This is a genomic window from Halomonas sp. JS92-SW72 (assembly GCF_003547075.1).
Taxonomy (GTDB): Bacteria; Pseudomonadota; Gammaproteobacteria; order Pseudomonadales; family Halomonadaceae; genus Halomonas; species Halomonas alkalicola.
The window spans coordinates 2,871,144-2,895,753 of sequence record NZ_CP032147.1 but is presented as its reverse complement, the minus strand read 5'-3'; the positions used below and the strand labels follow the sequence as shown (position 1 = coordinate 2,895,753).

Genomic DNA, 24,610 nt, shown 5'->3' with positions numbered 1-24,610 from the left:
GCAGGTCGCCGGTGAGGCAACGAGTCAATGCACATGACACGATATCGAATGATCCTGCCCCTGTTGCTGCTGTCGTTACCACTCGCCGGCTGTTCCGGCGAGTCTGAAGGCGTCAGCCTCGAGGAGCTGCGCGAGAAGACCCATATTCATGGCGTGGCCTTCGACCGCACCGATAGCCAGCGCATCCAGCTGGCGACTCACCACGGCTTCCATATCGTTGGCGCCGACGGCAGGGCGCGACAGGTCTCCGGCGAGACCCACGACTTCATGGGCTTCTCACCCCATCCGAAGGAGGCCGACACACTCTTCGCCAGTGGTCACCCGGCGCACGGCGGCAACCTCGGCGTCATGGTTTCCACCGATGGGGGCGGTTCTTGGGAGCAGCGTTCCGCCGGCGCCGATGGCCCGGTGGACTTCCACCAGTTGACGGTCAGCGAGGCCGATCCGGATGTGCTCTACGGGGCCTATCGTGGCCAGTTGCAGATCAGCCTGGATGGTGGCCACCAATGGCAGCTTCAGGCCCCAGCGCCAGAGGGCTTGATCGGCCTGGCGGCTTCCAGCCGATATCCCGACCAGCTCTATGCCGCCACCCAGGCCGGCCTGCTGATGAGCCCCGACGGCGGCCAGCGCTGGCGCCAGATCCACCCCGAGCGCTATCCGGTGAGCCTGGTCGAAGTCAATGGTGGAGAACTCTACGTCTTCATGCTGGGTATCGGCCTGCTGCGAGCCGAGGAAGCCAGCCGTGACTGGGAGGTGGTGAAGGGTGAGTGGGGAGAGCGCTATCTGATGCATCTGGCGGTGGATCCGAACGATCCCCAGCGCCTGGTCGCGGCCGATGACCTCAATCAGCTGTTGATCAGCGATAACGGTGGACGCGACTGGTCGCGTCTCGAGTGAACAGGGAGATACCCCATGCTGCAATATCCTCAGATCGATCCGGTGGCCATCAGCCTCGGCCCGTTCGCGATCCACTGGTATGGCTTGATGTACGTGCTGGGTTTCGTCGCCGCCTGGTGGCTGGGTCGCCTCCGGGCCCACCGCCTGGGCCTGACTCACGATGATATCGGCGACCTGATCTTCTATGCCGCCGTGGGCGTGGTGCTCGGAGGGCGGTTGGGCTATGCCCTCTTCTACGGCAGCGGGCAGTGGCTGGCCGACCCGCTGTGGCTGGTGAGGATCTGGGAAGGGGGGATGAGCTTTCACGGTGGCCTGATCGGGGTGCTGGTCGCGGCACTGGTGTTCGCGCGCAAGCACCGCCTGGGCTTCTTCCGGCTGACCGACTTCATCGCCCCGCTGGTGCCGATCGGGTTGGGTGCCGGGCGGATCGGCAACTTCATCAACCACGAGTTGCCCGGCCGGGTCAGCGAATTGCCCTGGGCCATGCCCTTCCCGCACATGGGGCCGGAACCGCGCCACCCCACGGCGCTCTACGAGTTCGCCCTGGAGGGGGTGGTGCTCTTCGCGGTGCTCTGGTGGCTGTCGCGTTCACCACGGCGCAGCGGGCTGATCTCCGGGCTCTTCCTGCTGCTCTATGGCGTCTTCCGCTTCGCCGTGGAGTTCGTGCGCCTGCCCGATGCCCATATCGGCTTCATCGCTTTCGGCTGGGTGACCATGGGCATGCTGCTGACCCTGCCGATGATCGTGGCCGGCGTGGCCCTGATCGGCTGGTCGCGTGGTCAATCGGTAACGAGGGGGGAGCAGAAGGTGAAGACCGATAGTGAAGCGGTCAAGTAGCGCCTTGGCCTCCATAAAAGTGACGCTTTCAATGAGGTCTTTGGCATTACGTGTCATCCGTGAGTCCGCCCCCTATTTTGGCCGACTTTCAAGGCATGCGAGGTGAAAGATGAAACACGACAAGCACCCTGCCGATTCTGGCGGGCAGCAGCCAATACGTTTCTGGCTACCACTAGGGCTTTTTCTTGCATTCGTGGTGTACCTGCTATGGGCCGAGCATAGGGTTCACTTCATACAGTTTCTACCCTTTCTCATCTTGCTGGCCTGTCCGCTGATGCATGTGTTCATACACGGCGGTCACGGTGGCCACCACGGCAAGAGAAAGAACGAGGAGGACCAATGATGAACGCGGAACACAGCGCCTATGGGCTGTGGATACTGGTTGTCCTGAATTCGGCCGTATTCATCTTTTTCGCCTTCAGTTTCATAAAGCCACAGAGCAAGACTGACTGGCGAAGTCTGGGTGCTTTCTCGGCCTTTGTGGTGGCGCTGTTCGTGGAGATGTACGGTTTCCCGCTGACCATTTACTTTCTGGCTGGATGGCTGACATCGCGCTTCCCTGAACTCGACCCTTTCTCTCACGAGAGCGGCCACCTGCTACAGACCCTGCTGGGGGTAGAGGGAGATCCTCATTTCAATATTCTGCATATCGCTAGCAGTCTCGTCATCGTAGCGGGGTTCTTCATTCTGGCGTCTGCCTGGCGAGTGCTTCATCAAGCTCAGCAGCGTAACGAACTCGCCATGACCGGCTGGTATGCGCGCTGCCGCCACCCGCAATATGCCGCCTTTATCCTGATCATGTTCGGGTTCCTTCTGCAATGGCCCACGCTGTTGACCCTCATCATGTTCCCGGTCCTGGTTGTGGTCTATGTGCGACTTGCTCGCCGTGAAGAAGAGATGGCTATGAAAGAGTTTGGCGAGGAATACAGAGCCTATATGAAGAAAATTCCGGGGTTTATACCCCGAGTGCATCCCAAGGCCCCTGCTCATTCCAAAGGGGAGTGAAGCATGCCGTCTGACACGGCTGGCTGATCGAGCCTGTGTAAGAAAAAATTGGCAGAAGAGGTGAATATCCCATGAAAAATGAAGATCATCGTCTCGGCGTATCCGAGGTCAATCTGGTGACTCGTCACCTTAAACTGAAGCCCAGCGACGATAAGGACATTCGTGCTGCTGTCGCCGACATCGACGAGCTATACGGGCTGGATAGTGTTGCCTTCGACCCAAAAAAAAGGAGGCTGGACCTGGAGTACGATGCCTCGAGGCTGTGTCTCGACTGCGTCGAGGAGATTCTAGAGAAACACGCTGTGAAAATCAGCCAGGGTTGGTGGAATCGACTCAAGGAGGAACACTATCGGTTTGTTGATCAGAACGTGAAGGATAACGCCAGACAGGAGCCATGGAGCTGTCATCAGACGCCGCCGACTAATAACAGGAAGCGATAACAGTTTGAGAAAGTACGAGCCGAGGTTGTTATCTGGGTGACTGTGTTGCGACCAGTGATAGTGTGATATTCAACAAGGTATGGAGGAAAAGACGATGAGAGCCATGAAAAGTATACTGATTCTTATGGTGCTACTGGCATCCTGGGTATCCGCGCCCTTGTTGGCGGATGATGGCGGCTATTACCAATCAGTGGATGGCATGAACGTGTATATCGGCATCTTGCCGGCGGAGATGATCAAGGATCACCCTATCGTCCACGAGGGGCGCGAGGGTGTGATGACCCGTGAACAGCACCTGACTGTTACCTTGGTGGACCAGTCGAGCGGTCAGCGGATAGAGGATGCCAAGGTGGCCGCGCGCCTGCGACATGAGGGGCATTCGAGTGAGTTTCTCCAGCTGGAACCGATGGATATTTCCGATACGATCACCTATGGCAATTTTTTCAGCTTGCCGGAAGAGGGAGCCTACAGACTGCAACTGCGTATCGACAGAATTGGTGAGCCTACCACTGAGGTAGAGTTCCGTCACCGCCATGAGGAATAAGTGTAAAAAGGGGTGAATTTTCTGTTGCTAATTTTTATACGGTAATCATCCGTGCTCGACCCTGAGCATCCTCATGCGTCAAATGGCGATGCCCATGTGTTCAAGGGCTGTCTAGAGAGGAGGAAAAGATGGGCGATCACGGAGCAGCCAGAAGAGCTAGTGAAAAGGAGGCGATGTCTTCAATAAAAGCCAATGCGCCGATCAGAAAACGTCGATTAGGACAGCATATCGTTGTTGCACTGATCGGCGCCATGGCGGCCTACCTTTTTTGGTTAAGCCGAATGGACTGGGATGTCGAGATGCGTACCTGGCGAGCCATCGGTGACGCTGCTTTCATCCTGTTATTTGCCGCCATGACGACAGGCCCTATGGCGACAATATGGCCTAGGAGACTGAGCTTCCTTGTGAATTGGCGGCGAGCCTTCGGGATATGGTTTGCTATCTTTTCCTCTGTACATGCTTTTCTGGTGTGGGATGGCTGGGCACGCTGGTCTATCCGCGGTTTTTTTGGCTATCAGGAGCTGCCGGTGGTGGGGCTTTCGGGTCCGATACTTGTGGACCCGGGGTTCGGGCTTGCCAACCTGGTCGGTTCAGTCGCCCTCTTCTTTGGGCTTGTCCTATTTGCCATATCATCCGACAAGGCCATGCGCTTCCTGGGAAACTCAACATGGAAGCATCTCCAGAACTACGCCTATATGGTTTTCTACCTAGTGTCGCTTCATGGGATCTACTTTCTTTTCCTGCACTATGATCCGAGTCTCAGGAATCTAGTTTTTCAGCGTGGGGTGCCGGACCCTAATTGGTTTCGGTTCTGGTTCCTCGGCCTCGTTGGGACTGTCTGCTTTTTGCAATCTACAGCCCTGGTAAAAGTCGTTCTACAGCGAAGAAGAAAGGGTGGTTCGGCACATGATAGACACAAGCAGTGAGAGACGGCATGTTTTCATTGGTGCGCGTGCCGCGACAAGTCTCATAATGAGAGGGGGAGCCATGACCACACGATTTGATGTGGGCTGACTGATAAATCCTGACACTGGGGGACTGAAAGCAGATGAAGCCGGCCTGGTAACCGATCAGGGGTATTCCGTCACCGAGACTGCTCGGCGGTCAGTACATTCTTGTCTCCCACCACGATAGGGGGCATGGTCCTCGTTGCCTTGTTGTGGGCCCTGTGCTTTCCCCTGATCGTGATAGGGAACCCCGATGCTCCGCCGCCATTGCTGTTTGCCGCGCTGCGAGCGCTGCTGGCCGGCGCCATACTGGTGGCTTTGGCCAGCCTCTGTGGTAAGTGGCGCTGGCCACGGCCAGGGGAGATTGGGAAGCTCACCCTGATCGGCCTAAGCTTCACCGCTATCGGCTTTGGCGGCATGTTTCTCGGTGCCGGAAAGCTTGCAAGCGGTATCGCCACCGTATTGGCCAACGTTCAGCCATTGATCGCCGCTATCCTCGCTGTCTGGTTTCTTAAGGAAGTCTTGTCCCGACAGATTCTGTGTGGCCTGATGATCGGCTTCGTCGGTGTTGTCGTTCTTGCTCTACCTGGTTTTGACTACACCGCGGGTCGCCTTGAAGGCGCCTTTTATGTGCTCGTCGGTGCACTGGGAACAGCGGTGGGCAATATTCTTCTCAAACGCCGCAGCAAGGATGGTGATATCTGGATTCCGATGGGCTTCCAGTTGATGATTGGAGCGGTATTTCTGTTTGGGGGCTCGTTGGTCATGGGTGAGGAGTGGGAGATCCGTTGGAGCTGGAATTTTGCCGGTACGCTCTTTGCACTGTCAGTGCCGGCTACCGCTCTGATGGTCGTGCTGTGGTATGCACTGCTGTCCCGGGCGCCGCTTACCAAGCTCAATTCTATTACCTTTCTGACGCCGGCTTTTGGCTTGCTGATTGGCGTGTTGCTGCTGGACGAGCGCTTTAGCCCCATCGAGTTGGCAGGCGTGGCGATCACGCTACTGGGGCTGGCGCTTATTATCTGGCCTGGGGGCTCATATAAAGCGCCGGATCGTGGAGGCCACTGATGGCCGTACCAAACAGCTCGGGAAGAGTCCGCCTCCTGTCCTTAGGAAGTTAATAAATCACAGATTTTTCTTCACGTTCTCTCGCTTGGATTGGGGAGTCAGCAGTCGTGTTATCCAGCAGGCATCATGGAAATGGTTGCATATTGTTGCAATGGCGATCGTCAAGGGAACCCCCATGAAGGCGCCGGGGATGCCCCACAGCATTCCCCAGAAGAAAATGGAAAAAACGACGGCGAAGGGGGAGACGGCAAGGGCACGTCCTTCGAGTCTGGGGTCGAGCAGGTTGCCGATCGAGAACTGGATGAGTGTCATGCCGAGGAGAACCAGTGCCGGGGTCTGCCATGACTCGAACTGGACAATGGCGAAAAGGACAGGGGGAAAGACCGCGAGAATGGAACCGATGAAGGGAATGTAGTTCAGCGCGAAGGCCAGTATGCCCCAGGCAATGGCAAAGTCTAGCCCCGCCATTAGCGAAAATATCCAGGTCAACAAGCCGGTCAGTACGCTTACCGCGGTCCTGACGAGCATGTAGCGGCGAAATTTCCATCCGAGAATATGGAAGGCCCTCAAGAGTCGGTCGGCTACATCCGTACCAAACGCATGAGGTAGGCGATGCTGAAAGGCACTGGCTTCCAGCAAGCCCAGGATCAGGAAGATCAAGGTCAATGCCACAAAGCCCATGATTGCATTGATGCGTAGCACGGCCTCATGAACCAGGTGAAAGAGTCCGTTGGGGCTGAATGGATCACCTACGGCGGGCCAAAGTCCAATCCCCCTACCTTCGAGCCATAGGCCGAAGGTGCGATAGGTCTCCTGTGCGCGTTCGCCGTACAGCGACAGGCCGTATGCAATGGTACGGGCGCCGTAGCCGATCAGCAGGAGAACCGCCGCCGTGGCAGTCAACACGACCAGAATCGAAACGATAAGCGCCAATCCACGCAGTGCCCACTTTCCCTTGAATGCTTTGTGTTGGTAAACAGGCCACACCAGCGCCATCAGAAACAGTGAGAATGCCATGGGCGCGGCGAGAACCCGGAGCCAGTACAGGGCTGCGACGATGAGGATGATCGCGATCACCCAGAGTGGATTCAGTATCGGTGACCCATGGTGGTCGTACATGATGTCTCACGCTTCTCCCATGCCTATCTCCTCAATGGCTAACGGCCAGCCGTAGAGTCCGCGAAACGCGATCTCGCTGGCACCGTCGCGTAGGGTTCCCGCGAGTTCGAGCCAGGAGCCGATCATCGCGCTGTTCAGCGCCTCCCACTGGGAAAACGGATTGTCTTTGTCGAGTGGATCGCGTGCGGTTGCCACGGCGCCTGCCAACGGCTTCACAGAGGCCATCCAAGGGTTGAAACGCTCGGCGTACAGCAAACGGCTGGTTCTGGCGGGGTGTAGTTGTCGCAGCGCCTCTGCCGTCCATGGATTGGATATTAGCCGTACCCAGGGGCCAAGAAACGTCTCATAGAGAGCCACGTTGTACTCGGATAGTACGCTAACCTGCTCGAATGCCGGCGCCTGATTGGGATAGTTCAGGTCCTCTACCCGACGTTGCTTGAACTGCACCCGGAATTGTGGCTTGTGGCAGTCGGGGTCGCCGGTGGGGTTGTCGATGTGCATCTCGTAGAGGCCGGGCGCCAGGTCGTTCAGCTCACCGACACTCTCGAGGATCGCTCGATGCTCGAGTCGGGCAACCTTGGCCGAGACGAAGATGCCGAGATGGCCCACATGGGGGTTGAGCAGATAGACAATGCGCTGCTCCGCGGCCTTGAGCGCTGCGGTATCCGGGTAGACCGCCGGGATCCAGTTCAGCGCCTGGTGGGGCGGGGTAATGTTGTCGCCGCTGGAGGCGAAGATCACCAGTGGATTGCGGATGCGCCGTAGATCGACGGTGCAGCCCGGACAGACCTTGAGCTCGCCGCGTTCGAGCTTGTTGCCGACGAAGAGGTTCTCGACGATGGAGCTGATTTCTTCCTTGCTCAGTGCGTAGAAGCCCGTCCACCAGCGCTCGAAGTCGAGGAATCGCTCGCGCTCGGTGTCGACATGGGCAAAGAGCTGGTACTCCTTCTGCCAGAGGGTGTTCGCCGGCTTGAGCGACTCGAAGTTGGCGGCCAGGTGGGCGCCGTCGAAACGCCCATCACCCAGGTCGGCCAACAGGTGTGTCAGCCAGGCGCCGCCCATGAGCCCGCCGGCGAGCCGCATGGGGTTGACGCCGGACTCACCCGACCAATAGGAGAGCGGCGAGCCATTGAGGATCGCGGGCCCCACCAGCCCCTCACAGTCCGCCGCAAGCAGGGCGATGGCCCAGCCCGCCTGACAGTTGCCGTAGAGTACCGGTGGCTTGCCAGGGTGGTGTTCGGCCACCGTCTCGACGAAGCGCCTTAGAACATGCAGTACGTCACCCAGCGTTTGCCCGGCCATGGGCTCCGGAGAGAAGGCGACGAAGTAGACCGGGTGGCCTTCGTGGAGCGCCATTCCGACTTCGGAGTCGCGCTTGAAGCCGCCGATGCCCGGGCCGTGGCCGGCGCGTGGATCAACGATCATCACAGGGGGCTTGGTTGCATCGAGGCAGTCCTTGAGGCAGTCATCGCCCACCCGGGTGATCCGCAGCAGCGCATAGTTGGCGGGGCGCTCCAGTCGACGACCGTCGAGGATCATCTCGTAGTCGAAGTCGAGCAGCGGCGGCTTGCCGGCCCGCTCATGCGCGATCATGTTCTCGGCGCGTTGGCGCAGCGTGTCCAGATGGAGCACGCTGCGCTGCCAGAGATCGTGCTGGTAGCGCAACAGCTCCGTCATCAGACCATCGGTCGGGATACCGTACTGCGATAGACGACTCATCGCCGCTGTCGAGGTGGTGGGAGCATCGACCATTTAGAGGTCCCTGGCGCGGTTGGTCTGGTGGACCAGGCGCATCGCTTCATGCTCTTCGAGCTTCAGGAGTTCACCGATCAGCTTGCGCGTCTCGGGAATCTCGGTACGCCCTTCGAGATAGCGATAGAAGCCGATGACCTGCTCATGGAGGTCGAAGATCTCCTGGCAAATCTCGTCGAAGCTCATCTCCGCATAGGGCGCGCTGCACGACAGGTGGGGTTTGATGGGCGCGTAGGCAATATAGTCGTAGAGCCAGGTATTCAACGCCTTGGTGGCAGCCTGCTCCTTGAAGCTAGTGACGGTTTTCTCCAGTGCCGCCTCATGATCCGCTAGGTATTCCAACAGCCACTTGGCGCGCTCTTCCTCCTGCCGTGTTGAACAGTGCTTCAGGCACCTGGCCAGATGCTCATGCAGGGCCCGAGTCCACTCGACCACATCACGAAAGGTTTCAACGTTCATGGCAATCACTCACTTTACTGGTATGTATCAAGACATGAGACCAGGTATCGAGATCTCAGTTAGCACACCGGTGACCGTAGCACCAAACCGACAACGTTCGTGGGTATGCCGGTGCCGCGGCTCCGAGTAGAGCGAATGTACGGCTTACAGGCGCACGCGCTCGGTGAGCAGATAGACGGGAACGCCGGACTTGGCCGGTCGTTGTCGCGGTGTGCCGGAGGCGGCCACCAGAATGGGAGGAGTAGCTGGCGCGGTGGCGACCGTCAGGGTATCGTCGAGCTCGATATCCGGGCGGTCGCCACGCGGCACTCCCTTAGATAGTACGAACTGGCCATGGCCATGCCGGCAATGTGGTCCTTCTTCGCGCCACGCTTCAATATCCACAGTGGTAGAAACGGCCGCCACTACCAGGCTGTGCTCGAAATCACCGGCACCGGCACCGGCGTGCGGTTCCTCGGCATAGGCTGGCACCAGGCCACTCAGCAGCAGTGCAAACAAGCCGACCAGCAAGCACTCTGCCCACTTCATGGGGGCACACGGAGCTTGGCGGTTGCATAAGCTGTGAGGGTGCATGGCGCATGGTGGTCCGACGCTGAGTGGTTCTATTCACCATAGCTCACCAGCATCGAATGTCGCTTGACCGACATCAAGTGAGCCCCGCCTTCCAACCCGGGGACAGCGCGCAGGTTGCCTGGCTGTGAACGGCGTGGAACACTGGCGCGCGCTGGTGTGACCAGCCGGTGGTGGTTGGTCCCAGAGCAACGGAGCCTGACGCTGCCGTTGTCCGGTACATCGACCCCCTGTCTGTTCTGGCTGTGCTGGTTGGAGAGGTGACATGACGGAAACACGATCCGGATACGGCCAGCCGAAACGACTGTTGGCCACCCCGGAATTCAACGTGGCGCTGTTCGCCTTGCTGCTCAACTTCCCGTGGGAGTTCCTGCAGGTCCCCTTCTTCGCCGAGATGCCGGCCATGGCGCACTGGGACGCCGTCCTGTTCTGCACACGGGCGACCCTGGGTGACGTGCTCATCGCCCTTGTCGCCTACTGGGTCGTGGCGGGGGTGCGGCGCCGGCGCGACTGGTTGCGCTGCCCAGATGCGCTTGCGCTTCTCGGCTTCGTGGCGGTGGGCGTCGTGATCACGATCGGCCTGGAATGACACGCCACGGTCCTGCAGGATCGCTGGCAGTACGGTGAGCTGATGCCCACCCTGCCGCTGCTGGGAACGGGGTTGGCCCCACTGCTGCAGTGGCTATTGTTGCCGCCGCTGATCGTCTGGCTGGCGCGTCGCCAGCTGCTGGGCGTGACCTATCTCCAGCAGGTTGACCCTGCCAGCGCCGCTTCCGCCGACTCGGCACGAGAGAAACGGCGATGATAAGCGTGAGGTTTCTGAACGGACGTCAGAGCGGATGCCGCAGGTGAGGGGGACGCGAGAACCACCCGCCTCAGGTCAAGTGCCGGCCAGGCGACGTCGACCCTGGCGCCGGCTCCTGCTGGTGATGGGCATTGCCCACCTGGTGGGCCTGGCCTCGTCGCTGGACGCGATGATGTCGAGCCGTACCTCCCAGGGGGCCGTGGCGTGGATCGTCTCGCTGAATACGGTGCCCTATGTGGCCGTGCCCGCCTACTGGGTGTTCGGCCGAACCAAGTTCCAGGGCTATGTGTCTTCCCGACGTGACGAGGACTCGGCGCTGGGGCAGGCGCTGGCCGACAAGCTGGCGGAGCTGCGCGCTCACGGGGTCTCGGCCGCTCACGCCGACAAGCACCTGGTGGGCGTCGAGCAGCTGGCCAAATTGCCGTTTCTGGGTGGCAACCGGGTGGAGCTGCTGATCGATGGCGAGCAGACCTTCGAGAGCCTGTTTGCCGGTATCGAGGCCGCCGAGCGCTATCTGCTGGTGCAGTTCTATATCGTGCGCGCCGACGAGGTGGGGTTGGCGCTGCAGGCCCGGCTGATCGAGAAGGCACGGGAGGGGGTGGAGGTCTTCTTCCTCTATGACGAGATCGGCAGCTATGCGCTGCCGGGCCGCTATCTCCAGGAGATGGAGGAGGCCGGGGTCCGGGTGCACCGGTTCCACTCTACCCGCGGGCCGGGCAATCGCTTCCAGCTCAACTTCCGCAACCATCGCAAGATCGTGGTGGCCGACGGCGAGCGGGCCTGGGTGGGGGGCTTCAACGTCGGCGACGAGTACCTGCAGGGCCACCCGGACATCGGTCCCTGGCGCGACACCCACCTGCTGATCGAGGGGCCGGCGGCCCTGGCGCTGCAGCTGGTGTTCCTCGAGGACTGGCACTGGGCCACGGAGGAACTGCCCGAGCTGCCCTGGACGCCACGGGGGCCGAGCGGCCACGGCACCCCGGTGCTGATCCTGCCGACCGGGCCCGCGGATCGCTTCGAGACCGCGAGCCTGATGATCCAGCAGGCGATCCACGCCGCCCATGAGCGAATCTGGATCTCCAGCCCCTACTTCGTGCCCGACGAGGGGGTGCTCTCGATGCTCAAGCTGGCCGCCCTGAGCGGCGTGGACGTGCGGGTGCTGATCCCGGAGCGGCCGGACAATCCGCTGACCTACTTCGCCGCCTACGCTTTTCTCGACTCGCTGCTCGAGGCGGGGGTCGAGGTCTATCGCTACGAGGGGGCTTCCTGCACGGCAAGGCCTTCCTGGTGGACGACATCGGCGCGGCGGCAGGCACCGTGAACCTCGACAACCGCTCCTTCCGCCTCAATTTCGAGGTCACGGCGCTGGTGATGGACCCGTCGTTCGCCGCTGAGGTCGAGTCGATGTTCGAGGTGGATTTCGCGCGGTCCCGGCAGATGCACCCAGCAGAGATCGAGGCTCAGTCGCTCTGGCACCGGGTGGCGGCGCGGGCGGCCTAGCTGCTCGCGCCCGTGCTCTGAGGCTGGATGTCGCCGCCGTGGTGCATCCCTGGCATCGTCAGTCCCTGACGTCGAACGCCAGCACGCCGGTCACGTCCGAGAACGTCATACGCATCTGCCAGGCACCCGACATGGGGAGCGGTGCCGCGAGCGCGTAGCTGTCGCGGTCGGTCGGTTCGGCCGTCTGGCTGAGTGACATGTCATGGCCGGGCATGACGAAGGTGATCGGGACGCGCATGGCCTGTCGAGGCGGGTTACCGTCGGGCCCGCGCAGTTGGAAGGAGAGTTGCGCCTGTTGCTCGGCATCGATCACGAGACTGCCCGCCACGCTCCACTGGTGCACCGTGCCGGAGAAGTGGACCCCGCCGCGTTCTGCCCCCGGCTGAGTCGGTACCGGGCCGTCGACCCGGAGGGTCGTTTCATCCCCGGCCATGAAGGGCATGGCCATGAGCACGGCCAGCACCAGGAAGCAGGGGATGCCCACGGCGAGCGCGACAAGGCGGGCAGAGCGATTGGGTTGACTGGAATTGAGAGCCATCGAATCACACCTCCGATGATGTACGTTGCGTGCCGGAGAGCGGCAGGGTGAGGCAGAAGGTTGTGATGCCATTCTGAGAACGGACCGCGACGTCTCCACCATGGGCCTTGACGATTGATCGGGTGATGGGGAGTCCCAGACCTGCGCCTTCGCCATGGTGGTTGCGGATGTTGTCGGCCCGGTGGAAGCGATCGAATAGTTTCGGTAACTGATCGGCGGGGATCGTCTCTCCAGGATTTCTGACCCACAGTCTCGCCATATCCTGGTCATGGGTAATGGTGATCTCGATCCTGCCGTCAGGGGGGGTGTGCCGCACGGCGTTCGACACCAGGTTGGCAATCGCTCGGCGAAGCATCAGATGGTCGCCGGTGACTGTGGCGGTACCACTGAGCTGCATCTTGACCTGTTTCTCCTCGGCAAGGGCGTCATAGAACTCCAGCAAAGCGGTCACTTCCTCCTCGAGATGGACCGGTTCGGCAGGGTTTGGCAGTAGCCCATGATCGGTCTTGGCCAGGAACAGCATGTCGGCGATCATTCGCGCCAGTCGTTCCAGCTCCTCCAGGTTGGAGTGCAGTGCGTCCTGGTATTCCTCTGTGCTGCGTGGTCGTGACAGGGCGACCTGGGTTTCGGTAAGCAGATTGGACACCGGGGTGCGCAGCTCATGGGCGATATCCGCCGAGAACTCGCTGAGGCGTTGAAAGTCGGCTTCGAGCCTATTCAGCATGCCATTGAACGCATTGGCCAGCTCGACCATTTCCGGTGGCGTGGCTTGCAGGTCCAGCCTTTCTCCCAAGCGTTCGGCCGATAGCCGCCTGGCAGCAGCAGTGATCCGTTTGAGTGGGGCGAGGCCTTGACGCGCGACCAGCCAGCCGAGCAATGCTGTCAGCAGGGCGGCTATCGCAATGCCCGTCCAAAGATAGCGGCGGGTGTCCTCGAGAAAGTGAGCATGGTGCGTGATATCCAGGCCAAGCAGGACATGTACCGGTATGGGCTGCGGTAGAGGAAGGCGCTTCTGAACCTCATGACCAATGAATTCGTAGCCCGCCACGCTCCAGCGGGTACTGGCTGAGTCAACGTCTCCATTCTTTACTGGTTCGAGAAATTCCGGTTGGTAGGCGTAGAGTATTCGCTGCTCCTCATCGCGGATGGAGACGGACAGCGTCGCATGGCTCGTCAATAGGTCGTCAAGATATCTGGGCAGTGTATTCAGTGCGGCGGGGCTGTCGACTCGGTCAAGCAGGTTCTCGATCATGTTCAGCTTTGCTGTCAATTCCATGTGATCGATTTCATCGAAGTGGCCGCGAATCAGATGCTCGAGCCACAGTCCAAGCAGCAGCAGCAGGCCTGCGACCAGTAAGGAGAAGAGCGTGGCCAGGCGCGCCGTCAAGGAGAGGGGATAAAAGGTCATTGACCCTCCCCTGACTCCAGCACATACCCCATGCCTCTTACGGTCCGGATCAGCTTGACAGTGAAGGGGCCATCCACCTTGGCACGTAGCCGTCTGACGGCGACGTCGATGACATTGGTATCGCTGTCGAAGTTCATGTCCCACACCTTGGGGTCTCCCCATGTGAGAGTAGGTCATCGTCAGGCACTTATAGAGAAAAGCCCCGATCATCACGAGATGGTCGGGGTTTTTCGCATGGCGGCAGCATAGCGAGCCAGGGGTCTCCCCATGGAGAGTATCGGGACGCCGACCGGGTACATCCTCAGGCACTTATAGAGAAAAGCCCCGATCATCGTGAGATGGTCGGGGCTTTTCGCGTTTGGGCCCCGGGCTCGCCGGTGGGGAGGTTTGTATCTCCGACGTTTCCGGGGGCGCCTCGCATCCGCTAGAATGATGCCCTTTCCCGTCTGAGGGTTACGAATGACCATCGGAGACCTGATTCGCCTGCTCAGCGACGGCGAGTTCCACTCCGGCGAGCAGCTCGGTGAGCGGCTCGGCGTGTCGCGGGCGGCCGTGTGGAAGCAGCTGCGCAAGCTGGAGGCGCTGGGGATCGCCATGGAGGCGGTGAAGGGGCAGGGCTACAGGCTTGCCGAGCCGCTCGAGCTCCTCGACGGGGCGCGCATCGTCGCCGGCCTGTCGCGGGAGTCGCGCGGGCTGCTGACGCGGCTGTTCGTCGAGGAGACCCTGCCGTCGAGCAACGCCTTCCTGCGTGAGCGCTTCGACCAGGGCGCCGGCCATGGCGAGGTCTGCCTGGTGGAGCAGCAGAGCGCAGGGCGCGGCCGGCGGGGGCGCCCCTGGAACACTCCCTGGGGGCAGAGCCTGATGCTGTCGCTCGGCTGGCGGGTCGATTCCGGTGTGGCGGCGCTGGAGGGGCTGAGCCTGGCGGTAGGCGTGGTGCTGGCTCAGGTGCTGGAGCGCCACGGCGCGGCGCCTCGCCTCAAGTGGCCCAACGATGTCCTCCTGGAGCAGCCGGACGGTGGGTTCGGCAAGCTGGCCGGCATCCTGGTCGAGGTGACGGGGGATACCGCGGGGCCCTGCGAGGTGGTGATCGGCATGGGGATCAATGTCGGCCTGCCCGCGGCGTTTCGCGCGGGGCTGGATCAGCCCGCCGCCGCCGTGCATGACCAGGCGCCCGGCGTGTCGCGCAATGAGCTCGCCGTGGAGCTGATCGAGGCGCTGCTGTCGCTGATGGCCGGCTTCGAGGCGCAGGGCTTTCCCGCCTGGCAGGCGGCCTGGAACGAGCGTCACGCCTTCGCGGATCATGAGGTGGATATCCTGCGCGGCGAGCGCCGCGAGGCGGCGGTGGCCGAAGGGGTCGATGGCTCGGGCAACCTGCTGGTACGCCGGGAGGGTCGGCTCGAGCGGCTGGCTGGCGGCGAGATCAGCGTGCGAGCGCGCTCATGATCCTCGACCTCGATATCGGCAACACTCTCTCCAAGTGGCGGCTGAAGGATGCCGACAGCAGCGAGATTCGCTCCCGGGGCGCGGTATGGACCCGGGAGGAGTGGCGCCCGGGCGCCGATATCCCCGATCTGGACATCGTGGAGGCGGTGCGCATCTCCAGCGTGGCGCGACGCGCCGTGCTGGAGGAGACCGTGGCGTTGCTCCATCGCCAGGTGGGGCACGTTCACGTGGCGCGCTCGACCCCGGAGGCGCTCGGGGTGACCAACGGCTACGAGGAGCCCGAGCGGTTGGGCGTCGACCGCTGGCTCGGAGCGCTGGCGGGCTACCAGCTGGCGGGCGGCTGCTGTGCCGTGGACTGCGGCAGTGCCATCACCATCGACTTCGTGCTGCCGGGCGGACGCCACCTGGGGGGCTATATCCTGCCCGGGCTGCGGCTGATGAAGGAGAGTCTCAAGCTGGGTACCCGCAACGTGGCGATCGATCCCGACAGCGAGGCCGAGGAGCTGCTGGTGCCCGGCAGGCGGACGGTGGAGGCGGTCAACCACGGCATCTACATGGCGGCGGTGAGCGCCATCAACCGCGTCTACGCCGAGGTCTGCGACATGGAGGGGGTGGCGCTGCCGCTGTTGCTCACCGGCGGCGATGCGCGGGTGGTCGCCAGGGGCCTCCAGGTGCCCCATGCGGTGTGGCCGGATATGGTCTATGGCGGACTGGAGGCCTGCTTCCCGCTCACGGCCGCCGAGCGTGCCGGCCGGATGTCAGGGGCGCCCAGGGTGCCGGCGCCGGTGGCGCTGGAAAAGATTCGCGCTGGGCTTGCATTCTCCATGCTGCTTTGACACAATGCGCCGCGTTCCAAGGGGAAGCCGGCGCCGGCAAGGCGACAGGTTTCCGGTCGGGAAGGCTGATAAAACAGCATCTTGACACCGAGGGAAAGGGTGGTAGGATATGCCACCAGCTGGAGGGGTTCCCGAGTGGCCAAAGGGAGCAGACTGTAAATCTGCCGCGAAAGCTTCGAAGGTTCGAATCCTTCCCCCTCCACCAGATTTTCGCCAGGCGCCTCTCGAGGCGTGCAGGCAGCAAGAGTGGGTAGGCGGGCATAGTTCAATGGTAGAACCTCAGCCTTCCAAGCTGATGGTGCGGGTTCGATTCCCGCTGCCCGCTCCAGCATCTCCGGATGCAAAGGTTTTGCTCATGTAGCTCAGGGGTAGAGCACACCCTTGGTAAGGGTGAGGTCGACGGTTCAAATCCGTCCATGAGCTCCACATTGAAAAGGCGAGCCAAGGCTCGCCTTTTCTCTTTCCGCCCCCTCTGGCGGAAGGGGTTGCCAGGCGGATGCCTATCCGCTATCATGGCGCCCGCTGTGTCGGACCGCCTGCAAAGGGTGGTCGAGAGGCAGATACAGGCCAGTAGCTCAATTGGCAGAGCAGCGGTCTCCAAAACCGCAGGTTGGGGGTTCGATTCCCTCCTGGCCTGCCAGCCTTCCCCAGGCTGGCGAGTCCCCGAAAGATTTCATGTTTCGATTGCCGCACCCTGAGGAGTCTCTTTTCATGAAGCATAGCGCCGAGGTGCAGGAGTCGCGCCACGACGGACTCAAGTGGGCGGCTGTCGTCACTCTGCTGGTTCTGGCCGTGGTCGGTAATACCTATTTCGCCGATCAGGCCCTGCTCTACCGCGTGCTGGGTGTCGTCGCGCTGTGTGCGCTGGCTGGCGTAGTGGCCCTGACCACCGCCCGCGGCCGCGAGCTCGCCGAACTGGCCCGCGCCGCCAAGAAAGAGATCCAGCGCGTGGTCTGGCCGACGCGTCCCGAGACCGTGCAGACCACCGCCATCGTGCTGGTGGCCGTGCTGGTGGTCGGCCTGATGCTGTGGTTGATCGACACCCTTCTTGGCTGGGCGATGTCCGGCGTCATTGGTTAGGAGTCTCCATGTCCAAGCGTTGGTACGTCGTTCACGCCTACTCCGGCTTCGAGAAGCATGTCATGCGCTCCCTCAAGGAGCGCGTGAAGATGTACGGCATGGAAGATCGCTTCGGCGAGATCCTGGTGCCGACCGAAGAAGTCGTCGAGATGCGTGACGGCAAGCGTCGCAAGAGCGAGCGCAAGTTCTATCCCGGCTACGTGCTGGTCGAGATGGAGATGGATGACGAGACCTGGCACCTGGTCAACGAGACCCCGCGCGTCATGGGGTTCATCGGTGGCACCAAGGAGAAGCCGGCCGCGATCACCCAGAAGGAGGCCGATGCCATCCTTCGTCGCGTCCAGGACGGCACCGACAAGCCGCGTCCCAAGACGCTGTTCGAGCCGGGTCAGTCCGTGCGTGTCATCGACGGCCCCTTCGCCGACTTCAACGGCGTCGTCGAAGAGGTCAACTACGACAAGAGCCGCGTCCAGGTCAGCGTGCTGATCTTCGGTCGCTCGACGCCGGTCGAACTGGAATTCGCTCAGGTCGAGAAGGAGTAATCCGCTCGGCCTGACACAAGCAAGGCGGCCGCCGAGGTGGCCGCATCACCGGGGAGCCGCAAGGCGCTACTACCCAACTGGAGTCTTACCATGGCCAAGAAAGTACAGGCTTACATCAAGCTGCAGGTTGCAGCTGGCAAAGCCAATCCGAGTCCCCCCGTCGGTCCCGCTCTGGGTCAGCACGGCGTGAACATCATGGAGTTCTGCAAGGCGTTCAACGCCGCGACCCAGGAGATCGAGCCGGGTCTGCCCACTCCCGTGGTGATCACCGTCTATTCCGACCGCAGCTTCACCTTCATCACCAAGACCCCGCCCGCCGCGGTCCTGCTGAAGAAGGCCGCTGGCATCAAGTCCGGCTCCGGTGAGCCGAACAAGAAGAAGGTCGGCACCGTGACCCGTGAGCAGCTCGAAGAGATCGCCAAGACCAAGGAGCCGGATCTGACGGCTGCCGATCTCGACGCCGCTGTGCGTACCATTGCCGGTAGCGCCCGCAGCATGGGCCTGAACGTGGAGGGTCTCTGATCATGGCCAAGCTGACCAAGCGTGCAAAACTGATTCGCGAGAAGGTCGACCCGACCAAGGCCTACTCTCTGGAAGAGGCCGTGGCACTGCTCGCCGAGCTCTCCACCGTCAAGTTCAAGGAGTCGCTGGACGTCGCCATCAACCTGGGCGTCGATCCGCGTAAATCCGACCAGGTGGTTCGCGGTGCAACCGTGATGCCCAACGGTACCGGCAAGGACGTGCGCGTTGCCGTCTTTACCCAGGGTGCCAACGCCGATGCCGCCAAGGAAGCCGGTGCCGACATCGTCGGCATGGACGACCTGGCCGAGCAGGTCAAGAAGGGCCAGCTCGACTTCGACGTGGTCATCGCCTCCCCGGACGCCATGCGTGTGGTCGGCCAGCTGGGCCAGATCCTCGGTCCGCGCGGCCTGATGCCGAACCCCAAGGTCGGCACCGTGACCCCGGACGTGGCCACTGCGGTCAAGAACGCCAAGGCCGGTCAGGTGCGTTTCCGTACCGACAAGAACGGCATCATCCACACCACCCTTGGCAAGGTCGATTTCGACGCCGCTGCCATCCAGGGCAACCTGGAAGCGCTGGTCGCTGACCTGAAGCGTCTGAAGCCGAGCTCCTCCAAGGGCATCTACTTCAAGAAGATCACCCTGTCCACCACCATGGGCCCGGGCGTGACTCTGGATCACTCTGCCCTGGTCTGATCGGGCAGCGGATCGAACTATTGCAAGAACTTTGCGGTCCCCGAGCGGAGTCGATATTCGCCGGCGGGGCACCGTCAAAGACCGCAGGTGCCGCCCTTCCCCGTGAAGGGCGGCTTAATCATCCCTCCGGGATGGCCTGCGCAGATGGTGTGGCCGCCAGGTGTCTGGTGAGCACCATCACCCAGGACCCCCGCCAGGCGCCTCCGGGCAAGCGGTGGGGGAGATGGTAACCACCGGAGTCCTCATCGCGAGGTTCCGGCACGAAGGAGTGATCACTGTGCCACTAGCACTCGAAGGCAAGAAGGCGATTGTTGCCGAGGTCAGTGAAGCGGCCAAGGGTGCGCTCTCCGTCGTAGTTGCCGATTCTCGTGGCGTCACGGTCGAGAAGATGACCGATCTGCGCAAGCAGGCCCGCGAGAATGGCGTCCAGCTGCGTGTTGTTCGCAACACCCTGGCACGCCGCGCCCTCGAAGGCACTCAGTGGGAGTGTCTGAACGAGAGCTTTGTTGGCCCGACCCTGCTGGCCTTCTCCACCGAGCATCCGGGCGCCGCCGCCCGTCTGTTCAAGGAGTTCGCCAAGTCGGAGAAGGACTTCGAAGTCAAGGCGCTGGCCTACGAAGGCGAGCTGATCCCGGCTGCTGATATCGACCGCCTGGCGACCCTGCCGACCTACGACGAGGCCATCGCCAAGCTGATGTCCGTCATGAAGGAAGCGTCTGCCGGCAAGCTGGTCCGTACCCTGGCCGCCCTGCGCGACCAGAAGCAGGAACAAGCCGCCTGATCACAGGCCGCCTGATCGCAGGCCGTCTGATTGGCGAACTCCTGCTGGCCGCCTGAATCGTATATTGAATCCCGAGTCGTCGGGTCACCGCGACTCCCGCAAAGTTAGGAAACGTGACAATGGCACTGACCAAAGAAGACATCATCAACGCCGTCGCCGACATGTCCGTCATGGAAGTGGTCGAACTGATCGAAGCGATGGAAGAGAAGTTCGGCGTGTCTGCCGCTGCCGCCGTGATGGCTGGCCCGGCTGCCGCTGGTGAAGTCGCCGAAGAGCAGACCGAGTTCGACCTGGTGCTGACCAGCGCCGGCGACAAGAAGGTCAACGTGATCAAGGTCGTTCGCGAGATCACCGGCCTGGGTCTGAAGGAAGCCAAGGGTGCCGTCGACGGCGCGCCGGCGACCATCAAGGAAGGCATGTCCAAGGAAGACGCAGAAGCGGCCAAGGCCAAGCTGGAAGAAGCCGGCGCAGGCGTGGAACTCAAGTAAGACTTGGGCTCCATGGCTTCACGCGCTGCGTAAGCTTCCATGGCTGGTGGCGGGACACCCGCTGCCGGCCTTTTTCTGTTGTCACTGGCCTCTGCCGACAGGGCAGAACCGCCAGCCGAATTCCGAAGGCGAGCGCCCATGCCAGGCGCTTGCCTTCATCGCCTGACGGCGTCGCGTCCGTCGGGTGGCGCCGACCACGCATCGGTCACCCATGGTGAACAAGCTGGGGAATACAGATGGCTTACTCATACACTGAGAAAAAACGCATCCGCAAGGATTTCGGCAAACTGCCCCAAGTGATGGATGTGCCCTACCTGCTGGCGATCCAGCTTGATTCCTACTACGACTTCCTCCAGCAGGACCGTTCGCCCGAAGAGCGGATGGAAGTCGGCCTGCATGCCGCCTTCAAGTCCGTCTTCCCGATCGAGAGCTTCTCCGGCAACGCCGCCCTGGAGTACGTGAGCTACCGTTTCGGCACCCCGGCCTTCGATGTCAAGGAGTGCCAGCTGCGTGGCGTCACCTACTCGGCCCCGCTGCGCGTCAAGGTCCGCCTGATCATCTACGACAAGGATTCGTCCAACAAGGCGATCAAGGACATCAAGGAGCAGGAAGTCTACATGGGGGAGATCCCCCTGATGACCGAGAACGGCACCTTCGTGGTCAACGGCACCGAGCGTGTCATCGTCTCCCAGCTGCATCGCAGCCCGGGCGTCTTCTTCGACCACGACAAGGGCAAGAGCCACTCCTCCGGCAAGCTGCTCTACTCGGCCCGCGTGATTCCCTACCGCGGCTCCTGGCTCGACTTCGAGTTCGATCCCAAGGACAGCGTCTTCGTACGTATCGACCGTCGCCGCAAGCTGCCGGCGAGCGTGCTGCTGCGTGCGCTCGGCATGAGCGCCGAGGAGATCCTCGAGGAGTTCTTCGAGACCAGCGTCTTCCACGTCGAGAAGTCCGGCTTCTCCGTGGAGCTGGTGCCGTCGCGCCTGCGCGGCGAGACCGCCACCTTCGACATCAAGGACGCCGATGGCGGCGTGATCGTCGAGGAAGGCCGTCGCATCACCCAGAAGCATATTCGCCAGCTGGAGAAGGCCGGCCTCGAGCGTCTCGAGGTGCCGATGGAGTACCTGTTCGGCAAGACCCTGGCCCGTGACCAGGTGGACCCGAACACCGGCGAGCTGCTCTGCCCCTGCAACACCGAGATCACCCCGGAGCTGCTCGAGAAGCTGGGCCAGGCGGGCATCACTCGCCTCGAGACCCTCTACACCAACGATCTCGACTGCGGTCCCTTCATCTCCGACACCCTCAGGCTGGACACCACCGGGTCCCAGCTCGAGGCGCTGGTCGAGATCTACCGCATGATGCGCCCGGGCGAGCCGCCCACCAAGGAGTCCGCCGAGACCCTGTTCCACAACCTGTTCTTCACCGCGGACCGCTACGACCTCTCCGGCGTCGGTCGCATGAAGTTCAACCGCCGCCTGCGTCGCGAGAGCGACACCGGCTCCGGTGTGCTGGATCGTCGCGACATCCTTGACGTGCTCAAGGAGCTGATCCATATCCGCAACGGCTTCGGCGAAGTGGACGACATCGACCACCTGGGCAACCGCCGCATCCGCTGCGTGGGCGAGATGGCCGAGAACCAGTTCCGCGTGGGCCTGGTGCGCGTCGAGCGCGCGGTCAAGGAGCGTCTCTCCATGGCCGAGAGCGAGGGCCTGATGCCCCAGGACCTGATCAACGCCAAGCCCGTCGCCGCGGCGGTCAAGGAGTTCTTCGGTTCCAGCCAGCTCTCCCAGTTCATGGACCAGAACAACCCGCTCTCCGAGGTCACCCACAAGCGCCGCGTCTCCGCGCTCGGCCCGGGCGGCCTGACCCGCGAGCGGGCCGGCTTCGAGGTGCGTGACGTTCACGCGACCCACTACGGTCGCCTGTGTCCGATCGAGACGCCGGAAGGCCCCAACATCGGCCTGATCAACTCCCTGGCCACCTACAGCCACACCAACAGCTACGGTTTCCTCGAGACCCCCTACCGCAAGGTGGTGGAGAGCCAGGTGACCGACGAGGTGGTGCACCTCTCCGCCATCGAGGAGGGCGACTTCGTCATCGCCCAGGCCTCGGCGACCGTGGATGAGGCCGGCAAGCTGGTGGATGACCTGGTGCAGGTGCGCCACAAGGGCGAGACCACCTTCATGCGTCCCGAGCAGGTGACGCTGATGGACGTCTCCCCGCGTCAGGTGGTCTCCGTGGCCGCGGCGCTGATTCCGTTCCTCGAGCACGATGACGCCAACCGCGCCCTGATGGGGGCAAACATGCAGCGTCAGGCGGTGCCCACCCTGCGTGCCGACAAGCCGCTGGTCGGTACAGGCATGGAGCGCTTCGTGGCTCGTGACTCCGGCGTCTGCGCCGTGGCGCGCCGCGGCGGCGTGATCGACTCTGTCGATGCCAAGCGCATCGTGGTCCGGGTCGGCGAGGACGAGATCATCGGCGGCGAAGCCGGCGTCGATATCTACAACCTCACCAAGTACGTGCGCTCGAACCAGAACACCTGCCAGAACCAGCGCCCCATCGTGCGCCCCGGTGACCAGGTGGCGCGCGGTGACATCCTGGCCGACGGTCCCTCCGTGGACATGGGCGACCTCGCCCTGGGCCAGAACATGCGCATCGCCTTCATGCCCTGGAACGGCTACAACTTCGAGGACTCCATCCTGCTCTCCGAGCGGGTGGTCCAGGAAGACCGCTTCACCACCATCCACATCCAGGAGCTGACCTGCGTCTCCCGCGATACCAAGCTGGGGCCGGAGGAGATCACCTCCGATATCCCCAACGTGGGCGAGTCGGCACTCTCCAAGCTGGACGAGGCGGGCGTGGTCTACATCGGCGCCGAAGTGGGGCCGGGCGACATCCTGGTCGGCAAGGTCACGCCCAAGGGCGAGACCCAGCTGACGCCGGAAGAGAAGCTACTGCGCGCGATCTTCGGCGAGAAGGCCTCCGACGTGAAGGACACCTCCCTGCGTGCCCCCACCGGCATGAAGGGGACCGTCATCGACGTTCAGGTCTTCACCCGTGACGGCGTGGAGAAGGACTCCCGGGCGCTGGCCATCGAGCAGATGCAGCTCGACGAGGTGCGCAAGGACCTCCAGGAGACCTACCGCATCGCCGAGGACGCCACCTTCGAGCGTCTCAAGCGCACCCTGAACGGCGAGGCCGTGAACGGCGGTCCCAAGCTGAAGAAGGGCGACCTCCTCACCGAGAGCTACCTCGAGGAGCTGCCGCGCCAGCAGTGGTTCAAGCTGCGCCTGCAGGACGAGGCCCTCAATGAGCTGCTGGCCCAGGCCGACGAGCAGCTCGAGAATCGCCGCCGCGAGATGGACGAGCGCTTCGAGGACAAGAAGCGCAAGCTGACCCAGGGCGACGACCTGGCGCCGGGCGTGCTCAAGATCGTCAAGGTCTACATGGCGGTGAAGCGTCGCCTGCAGCCGGGCGACAAGATGGCCGGCCGTCACGGTAACAAGGGTGTCATCTCGGCGATCATGCCCATCGAGGACATGCCCTTCGACGACAACGGCGAGCCGGTGGACGTGGTCCTGAACCCGCTGGGCGTACCGTCGCGCATGAACGTCGGTCAGATCCTCGAGACCCACCTGGGCCTCGCCGCCTGGGGGCTGGGTCGCAAGATCGAGGCCCTGCTGCGCGACGCTCGCGAGCAGCAGGTGGCCGAGATCCGCGAGTTCCTGGGCCAGGTCTACAACTCCACCCCGGGTACCCGGGTCGAGGAGCTCGAGACCCTGAGCGACGACGAGGTGATCGCCCTGGCGAAGAACCTCAAGGCGGGGGTGCCGATGTCCACGCCGGTGTTCGACGGTGCCGACGAGCACGAGATCAAGCACCTGCTGCGTCTGGCCGACCTGCCGGACTCCGGCCAGATGACGCTCTATGACGGCCGTACCGGCGACGCCTTCGACCGTCCGGTGACCGTCGGCTACATGTACATGCTCAAGCTCAACCACCTGGTGGACGACAAGATGCACGCCCGTTCCACCGGCTCCTACTCCCTGGTCACCCAGCAGCCGCTGGGCGGCAAGGCGCAGTTCGGTGGTCAGCGCTTCGGTGAGATGGAGGTGTGGGCCCTGGAGGCGTACGGCGCCGCCTACACCCTCCAGGAGATGCTCACCGTCAAGTCCGACGACGTGGAGGGCCGCACCAAGATGTACAAGAACATCGTGGATGGCGACCACACCATGCAGGCGGGCATGCCGGAATCCTTCAACGTGCTGGTGAAGGAGATCCGCTCGCTGGGCATCGACATCGAGCTCGAGAGCTGAGGCGGCCGACGCTTCACA

General features: G+C 62.4%; 27 protein-coding genes, 4 tRNA genes and 1 pseudogene. 25 read left to right on the top strand and 7 right to left on the bottom strand.

Features of this window, described 5'->3' with window-relative positions:
- Positions 1 to 33: 33 nt before the first annotated feature.
- The 8 genes from D1793_RS13600 (at position 34) to D1793_RS13570 (ending at position 5,738) form a co-directional block, all read left to right on the top strand.
- Entirely contained in the window at positions 34 to 897 is an 864-nt protein-coding gene (locus D1793_RS13600; protein ID WP_162899968.1) for a sialidase family protein, read from the top strand.
- 15 nt (positions 898 to 912) lie between these two features.
- Complete coding sequence (gene lgt, locus D1793_RS13595; protein ID WP_119022631.1) at positions 913 to 1,734, top strand: prolipoprotein diacylglyceryl transferase; 822 nt, start codon at positions 913 to 915, stop codon at positions 1,732 to 1,734.
- A gap of 109 nt (positions 1,735 to 1,843) precedes the next feature.
- Positions 1,844 to 2,077, top strand: a complete 234-nt coding sequence (locus D1793_RS13590; RefSeq protein WP_119022630.1) for a DUF2933 domain-containing protein — start codon at positions 1,844 to 1,846, stop codon at positions 2,075 to 2,077.
- On the top strand, positions 2,077 to 2,739 hold the full coding sequence (locus D1793_RS13585; protein WP_119023692.1) for an isoprenylcysteine carboxylmethyltransferase family protein: 663 nt from the start codon (positions 2,077 to 2,079) through the stop codon (positions 2,737 to 2,739). The genes D1793_RS13590 and D1793_RS13585 overlap by 1 nt, the downstream gene beginning before the upstream one ends.
- Before the next feature lie 71 nt (positions 2,740 to 2,810).
- Positions 2,811 to 3,179: a cation transporter gene (locus tag D1793_RS13580; RefSeq protein ID WP_119022629.1), complete on the top strand. Its 369-nt coding sequence runs from the start codon at positions 2,811 to 2,813 to the stop codon at positions 3,177 to 3,179.
- Between the two features lie 103 nt (positions 3,180 to 3,282).
- Positions 3,283 to 3,723: a hypothetical protein gene (locus tag D1793_RS13575; RefSeq protein WP_162899967.1), complete on the top strand. Its 441-nt coding sequence runs from the start codon at positions 3,283 to 3,285 to the stop codon at positions 3,721 to 3,723.
- A gap of 128 nt (positions 3,724 to 3,851) precedes the next feature.
- Positions 3,852 to 4,649 carry a hypothetical protein gene (locus D1793_RS19475; RefSeq protein ID WP_162899966.1) on the top strand — a complete coding sequence of 266 codons (798 nt, stop codon included), beginning with the start codon at positions 3,852 to 3,854 and terminating at the stop codon, positions 4,647 to 4,649.
- Between the two features lie 213 nt (positions 4,650 to 4,862).
- Positions 4,863 to 5,738 carry a DMT family transporter gene (locus D1793_RS13570; protein WP_119022627.1) on the top strand — a complete coding sequence of 292 codons (876 nt, stop codon included), beginning with the start codon at positions 4,863 to 4,865 and terminating at the stop codon, positions 5,736 to 5,738.
- Positions 5,739 to 5,795: 57 nt separating this feature from the next.
- Here D1793_RS13570 and D1793_RS13565 read toward each other — a convergent pair whose 3' ends face one another.
- The 4 genes from D1793_RS13565 to D1793_RS19470 form a co-directional block, all read right to left on the bottom strand.
- Positions 5,796 to 6,857 (bottom strand): AI-2E family transporter, encoded by a 1,062-nt coding sequence (locus tag D1793_RS13565; protein WP_119022626.1) that lies wholly within the window; start codon positions 6,855 to 6,857, stop codon positions 5,796 to 5,798.
- A 6-nt stretch (positions 6,858 to 6,863) separates the two neighbouring features.
- Positions 6,864 to 8,609: a DUF3141 domain-containing protein gene (locus D1793_RS13560; RefSeq protein WP_162899965.1), complete on the bottom strand. Its 1,746-nt coding sequence runs from the start codon at positions 8,607 to 8,609 to the stop codon at positions 6,864 to 6,866.
- Entirely contained in the window at positions 8,610 to 9,068 is a 459-nt protein-coding gene (locus D1793_RS13555; RefSeq protein WP_119022625.1) for an ATPase, read from the bottom strand.
- A 144-nt stretch (positions 9,069 to 9,212) separates the two neighbouring features.
- Positions 9,213 to 9,596, bottom strand: a complete 384-nt coding sequence (locus tag D1793_RS19470; RefSeq protein ID WP_162899964.1) for a hypothetical protein — start codon at positions 9,594 to 9,596, stop codon at positions 9,213 to 9,215.
- 307 nt (positions 9,597 to 9,903) lie between these two features.
- Here D1793_RS19470 and D1793_RS13550 point away from each other — a divergent pair, with 307 nt between their 5' ends.
- The 4 genes from D1793_RS13550 to D1793_RS20110 all read left to right on the top strand — a co-directional run bounded on the left by D1793_RS13550 (position 9,904) and on the right by D1793_RS20110 (position 11,943).
- Positions 9,904 to 10,227, top strand: coding sequence for a hypothetical protein (locus D1793_RS13550; RefSeq protein WP_205527551.1), 324 nt, complete (start codon positions 9,904 to 9,906; stop codon positions 10,225 to 10,227).
- Between the two features lie 42 nt (positions 10,228 to 10,269).
- Positions 10,270 to 10,443 carry a hypothetical protein gene (locus D1793_RS19695; RefSeq protein ID WP_205527550.1) on the top strand — a complete coding sequence of 58 codons (174 nt, stop codon included), beginning with the start codon at positions 10,270 to 10,272 and terminating at the stop codon, positions 10,441 to 10,443.
- Positions 10,444 to 10,567: 124 nt separating this feature from the next.
- Positions 10,568 to 11,764, top strand: coding sequence for a cardiolipin synthase (cls, locus tag D1793_RS13545; RefSeq protein ID WP_346426383.1), 1,197 nt, complete (start codon positions 10,568 to 10,570; stop codon positions 11,762 to 11,764).
- Positions 11,731 to 11,943, top strand: coding sequence for a hypothetical protein (locus D1793_RS20110; protein ID WP_346426382.1), 213 nt, complete (start codon positions 11,731 to 11,733; stop codon positions 11,941 to 11,943). The genes cls and D1793_RS20110 overlap by 34 nt, the downstream gene beginning before the upstream one ends.
- A gap of 58 nt (positions 11,944 to 12,001) precedes the next feature.
- On the opposite strand, the gene D1793_RS13540 is transcribed toward D1793_RS20110, so the two are convergent.
- The 3 genes and pseudogenes from D1793_RS13540 to D1793_RS13530 form a co-directional block, all read right to left on the bottom strand.
- Complete coding sequence (locus D1793_RS13540; RefSeq protein ID WP_119022624.1) at positions 12,002 to 12,481, bottom strand: hypothetical protein; 480 nt, start codon at positions 12,479 to 12,481, stop codon at positions 12,002 to 12,004.
- A gap of 4 nt (positions 12,482 to 12,485) precedes the next feature.
- Positions 12,486 to 13,889, bottom strand: coding sequence for a heavy metal sensor histidine kinase (locus D1793_RS13535; RefSeq protein ID WP_119022623.1), 1,404 nt, complete (start codon positions 13,887 to 13,889; stop codon positions 12,486 to 12,488).
- Positions 13,886 to 14,038 (bottom strand): annotated as a pseudogene (locus D1793_RS13530) (winged helix-turn-helix domain-containing protein); the annotation flags it as partial. The gene D1793_RS13535 and the pseudogene D1793_RS13530, both read right to left, overlap by 4 nt.
- Before the next feature lie 310 nt (positions 14,039 to 14,348).
- Between D1793_RS13530 and D1793_RS13525 the strand changes: the two are divergent.
- From D1793_RS13525 to rpoB, 13 genes are all read left to right on the top strand, one after another.
- Entirely contained in the window at positions 14,349 to 15,332 is a 984-nt protein-coding gene (locus D1793_RS13525) for a biotin--[acetyl-CoA-carboxylase] ligase (protein WP_119022622.1), read from the top strand.
- Positions 15,329 to 16,168: a type III pantothenate kinase gene (locus tag D1793_RS13520; protein ID WP_119022621.1), complete on the top strand. Its 840-nt coding sequence runs from the start codon at positions 15,329 to 15,331 to the stop codon at positions 16,166 to 16,168. The genes D1793_RS13525 and D1793_RS13520 overlap by 4 nt, the downstream gene beginning before the upstream one ends.
- A gap of 121 nt (positions 16,169 to 16,289) precedes the next feature.
- Positions 16,290 to 16,373: transfer RNA gene (locus D1793_RS13515), tRNA-Tyr, on the top strand.
- Between the two features lie 49 nt (positions 16,374 to 16,422).
- A tRNA-Gly gene (locus tag D1793_RS13510) sits at positions 16,423 to 16,496 on the top strand.
- 23 nt (positions 16,497 to 16,519) lie between these two features.
- Positions 16,520 to 16,594, top strand: a tRNA-Thr gene (locus D1793_RS13505).
- A 138-nt stretch (positions 16,595 to 16,732) separates the two neighbouring features.
- Positions 16,733 to 16,808, top strand: a tRNA-Trp gene (locus tag D1793_RS13500).
- 71 nt (positions 16,809 to 16,879) lie between these two features.
- Positions 16,880 to 17,248, top strand: coding sequence for a preprotein translocase subunit SecE (gene secE / locus D1793_RS13495; RefSeq protein ID WP_162899963.1), 369 nt, complete (start codon positions 16,880 to 16,882; stop codon positions 17,246 to 17,248).
- 8 nt (positions 17,249 to 17,256) lie between these two features.
- Positions 17,257 to 17,790: a transcription termination/antitermination protein NusG gene (gene nusG / locus D1793_RS13490; RefSeq protein WP_119022620.1), complete on the top strand. Its 534-nt coding sequence runs from the start codon at positions 17,257 to 17,259 to the stop codon at positions 17,788 to 17,790.
- 90 nt (positions 17,791 to 17,880) lie between these two features.
- Positions 17,881 to 18,312 carry a 50S ribosomal protein L11 gene (gene rplK / locus D1793_RS13485; RefSeq protein ID WP_043514686.1) on the top strand — a complete coding sequence of 144 codons (432 nt, stop codon included), beginning with the start codon at positions 17,881 to 17,883 and terminating at the stop codon, positions 18,310 to 18,312.
- 2 nt (positions 18,313 to 18,314) lie between these two features.
- Positions 18,315 to 19,007 (top strand): 50S ribosomal protein L1, encoded by a 693-nt coding sequence (gene rplA / locus D1793_RS13480; RefSeq protein ID WP_119022619.1) that lies wholly within the window; start codon positions 18,315 to 18,317, stop codon positions 19,005 to 19,007.
- A 277-nt stretch (positions 19,008 to 19,284) separates the two neighbouring features.
- Positions 19,285 to 19,788, top strand: coding sequence for a 50S ribosomal protein L10 (gene rplJ, locus D1793_RS13475; protein WP_110070660.1), 504 nt, complete (start codon positions 19,285 to 19,287; stop codon positions 19,786 to 19,788).
- Positions 19,789 to 19,907: 119 nt separating this feature from the next.
- The gene (gene rplL / locus D1793_RS13470) at positions 19,908 to 20,276 is read left to right on the top strand and encodes a 50S ribosomal protein L7/L12 (RefSeq protein ID WP_119022618.1); all 369 of its coding nucleotides are present in this window, start codon (positions 19,908 to 19,910) and stop codon (positions 20,274 to 20,276) included.
- A gap of 236 nt (positions 20,277 to 20,512) precedes the next feature.
- Positions 20,513 to 24,592, top strand: a complete 4,080-nt coding sequence (gene rpoB / locus D1793_RS13465) for a DNA-directed RNA polymerase subunit beta (RefSeq protein WP_119022617.1) — start codon at positions 20,513 to 20,515, stop codon at positions 24,590 to 24,592.
- Positions 24,593 to 24,610: the final 18 nt, after the last annotated feature.

Bases quoted from the DNA above. Each gene is read 5' to 3' on its own strand.
- D1793_RS13525 (WP_119022622.1), top strand. From the start codon at position 14,349: ATGACCATCGGAGACCTGATTCGCCTGCTCAGCGACGGCGAGTTCCAC.
- D1793_RS13585 (WP_119023692.1), top strand. From the start codon at position 2,077: ATGAACGCGGAACACAGCGCCTATGGGCTGTGGATACTGGTTGTCCTG.
- D1793_RS13570 (WP_119022627.1), top strand. From the start codon at position 4,863: ATGGTCCTCGTTGCCTTGTTGTGGGCCCTGTGCTTTCCCCTGATCGTG.
- D1793_RS13555 (WP_119022625.1), bottom strand. From the start codon at position 9,068: ATGAACGTTGAAACCTTTCGTGATGTGGTCGAGTGGACTCGGGCCCTG.
- D1793_RS13580 (WP_119022629.1), top strand. From the start codon at position 2,811: ATGAAAAATGAAGATCATCGTCTCGGCGTATCCGAGGTCAATCTGGTG.
- secE (WP_162899963.1), top strand. From the start codon at position 16,880: ATGAAGCATAGCGCCGAGGTGCAGGAGTCGCGCCACGACGGACTCAAG.
- rplK (WP_043514686.1), top strand. From the start codon at position 17,881: ATGGCCAAGAAAGTACAGGCTTACATCAAGCTGCAGGTTGCAGCTGGC.
- lgt (WP_119022631.1), top strand. From the start codon at position 913: ATGCTGCAATATCCTCAGATCGATCCGGTGGCCATCAGCCTCGGCCCG.
- D1793_RS13550 (WP_205527551.1), top strand. From the start codon at position 9,904: ATGACGGAAACACGATCCGGATACGGCCAGCCGAAACGACTGTTGGCC.
- D1793_RS13535 (WP_119022623.1), bottom strand. From the start codon at position 13,889: ATGACCTTTTATCCCCTCTCCTTGACGGCGCGCCTGGCCACGCTCTTC.
- D1793_RS13560 (WP_162899965.1), bottom strand. From the start codon at position 8,609: ATGGTCGATGCTCCCACCACCTCGACAGCGGCGATGAGTCGTCTATCG.
- rplA (WP_119022619.1), top strand. From the start codon at position 18,315: ATGGCCAAGCTGACCAAGCGTGCAAAACTGATTCGCGAGAAGGTCGAC.
- cls (WP_346426383.1), top strand. From the start codon at position 10,568: ATGGGCATTGCCCACCTGGTGGGCCTGGCCTCGTCGCTGGACGCGATG.
- nusG (WP_119022620.1), top strand. From the start codon at position 17,257: ATGTCCAAGCGTTGGTACGTCGTTCACGCCTACTCCGGCTTCGAGAAG.
- D1793_RS13565 (WP_119022626.1), bottom strand. From the start codon at position 6,857: ATGTACGACCACCATGGGTCACCGATACTGAATCCACTCTGGGTGATC.
- D1793_RS19695 (WP_205527550.1), top strand. From the start codon at position 10,270: ATGCCCACCCTGCCGCTGCTGGGAACGGGGTTGGCCCCACTGCTGCAG.
- D1793_RS13540 (WP_119022624.1), bottom strand. From the start codon at position 12,481: ATGGCTCTCAATTCCAGTCAACCCAATCGCTCTGCCCGCCTTGTCGCG.
- D1793_RS19470 (WP_162899964.1), bottom strand. From the start codon at position 9,596: ATGAAGTGGGCAGAGTGCTTGCTGGTCGGCTTGTTTGCACTGCTGCTG.
- D1793_RS13590 (WP_119022630.1), top strand. From the start codon at position 1,844: ATGAAACACGACAAGCACCCTGCCGATTCTGGCGGGCAGCAGCCAATA.
- D1793_RS13600 (WP_162899968.1), top strand. From the start codon at position 34: ATGACACGATATCGAATGATCCTGCCCCTGTTGCTGCTGTCGTTACCA.
- D1793_RS13520 (WP_119022621.1), top strand. From the start codon at position 15,329: ATGATCCTCGACCTCGATATCGGCAACACTCTCTCCAAGTGGCGGCTG.
- rplL (WP_119022618.1), top strand. From the start codon at position 19,908: ATGGCACTGACCAAAGAAGACATCATCAACGCCGTCGCCGACATGTCC.
- D1793_RS13575 (WP_162899967.1), top strand. From the start codon at position 3,283: ATGAAAAGTATACTGATTCTTATGGTGCTACTGGCATCCTGGGTATCC.
- D1793_RS19475 (WP_162899966.1), top strand. From the start codon at position 3,852: ATGGGCGATCACGGAGCAGCCAGAAGAGCTAGTGAAAAGGAGGCGATG.
- rpoB (WP_119022617.1), top strand. From the start codon at position 20,513: ATGGCTTACTCATACACTGAGAAAAAACGCATCCGCAAGGATTTCGGC.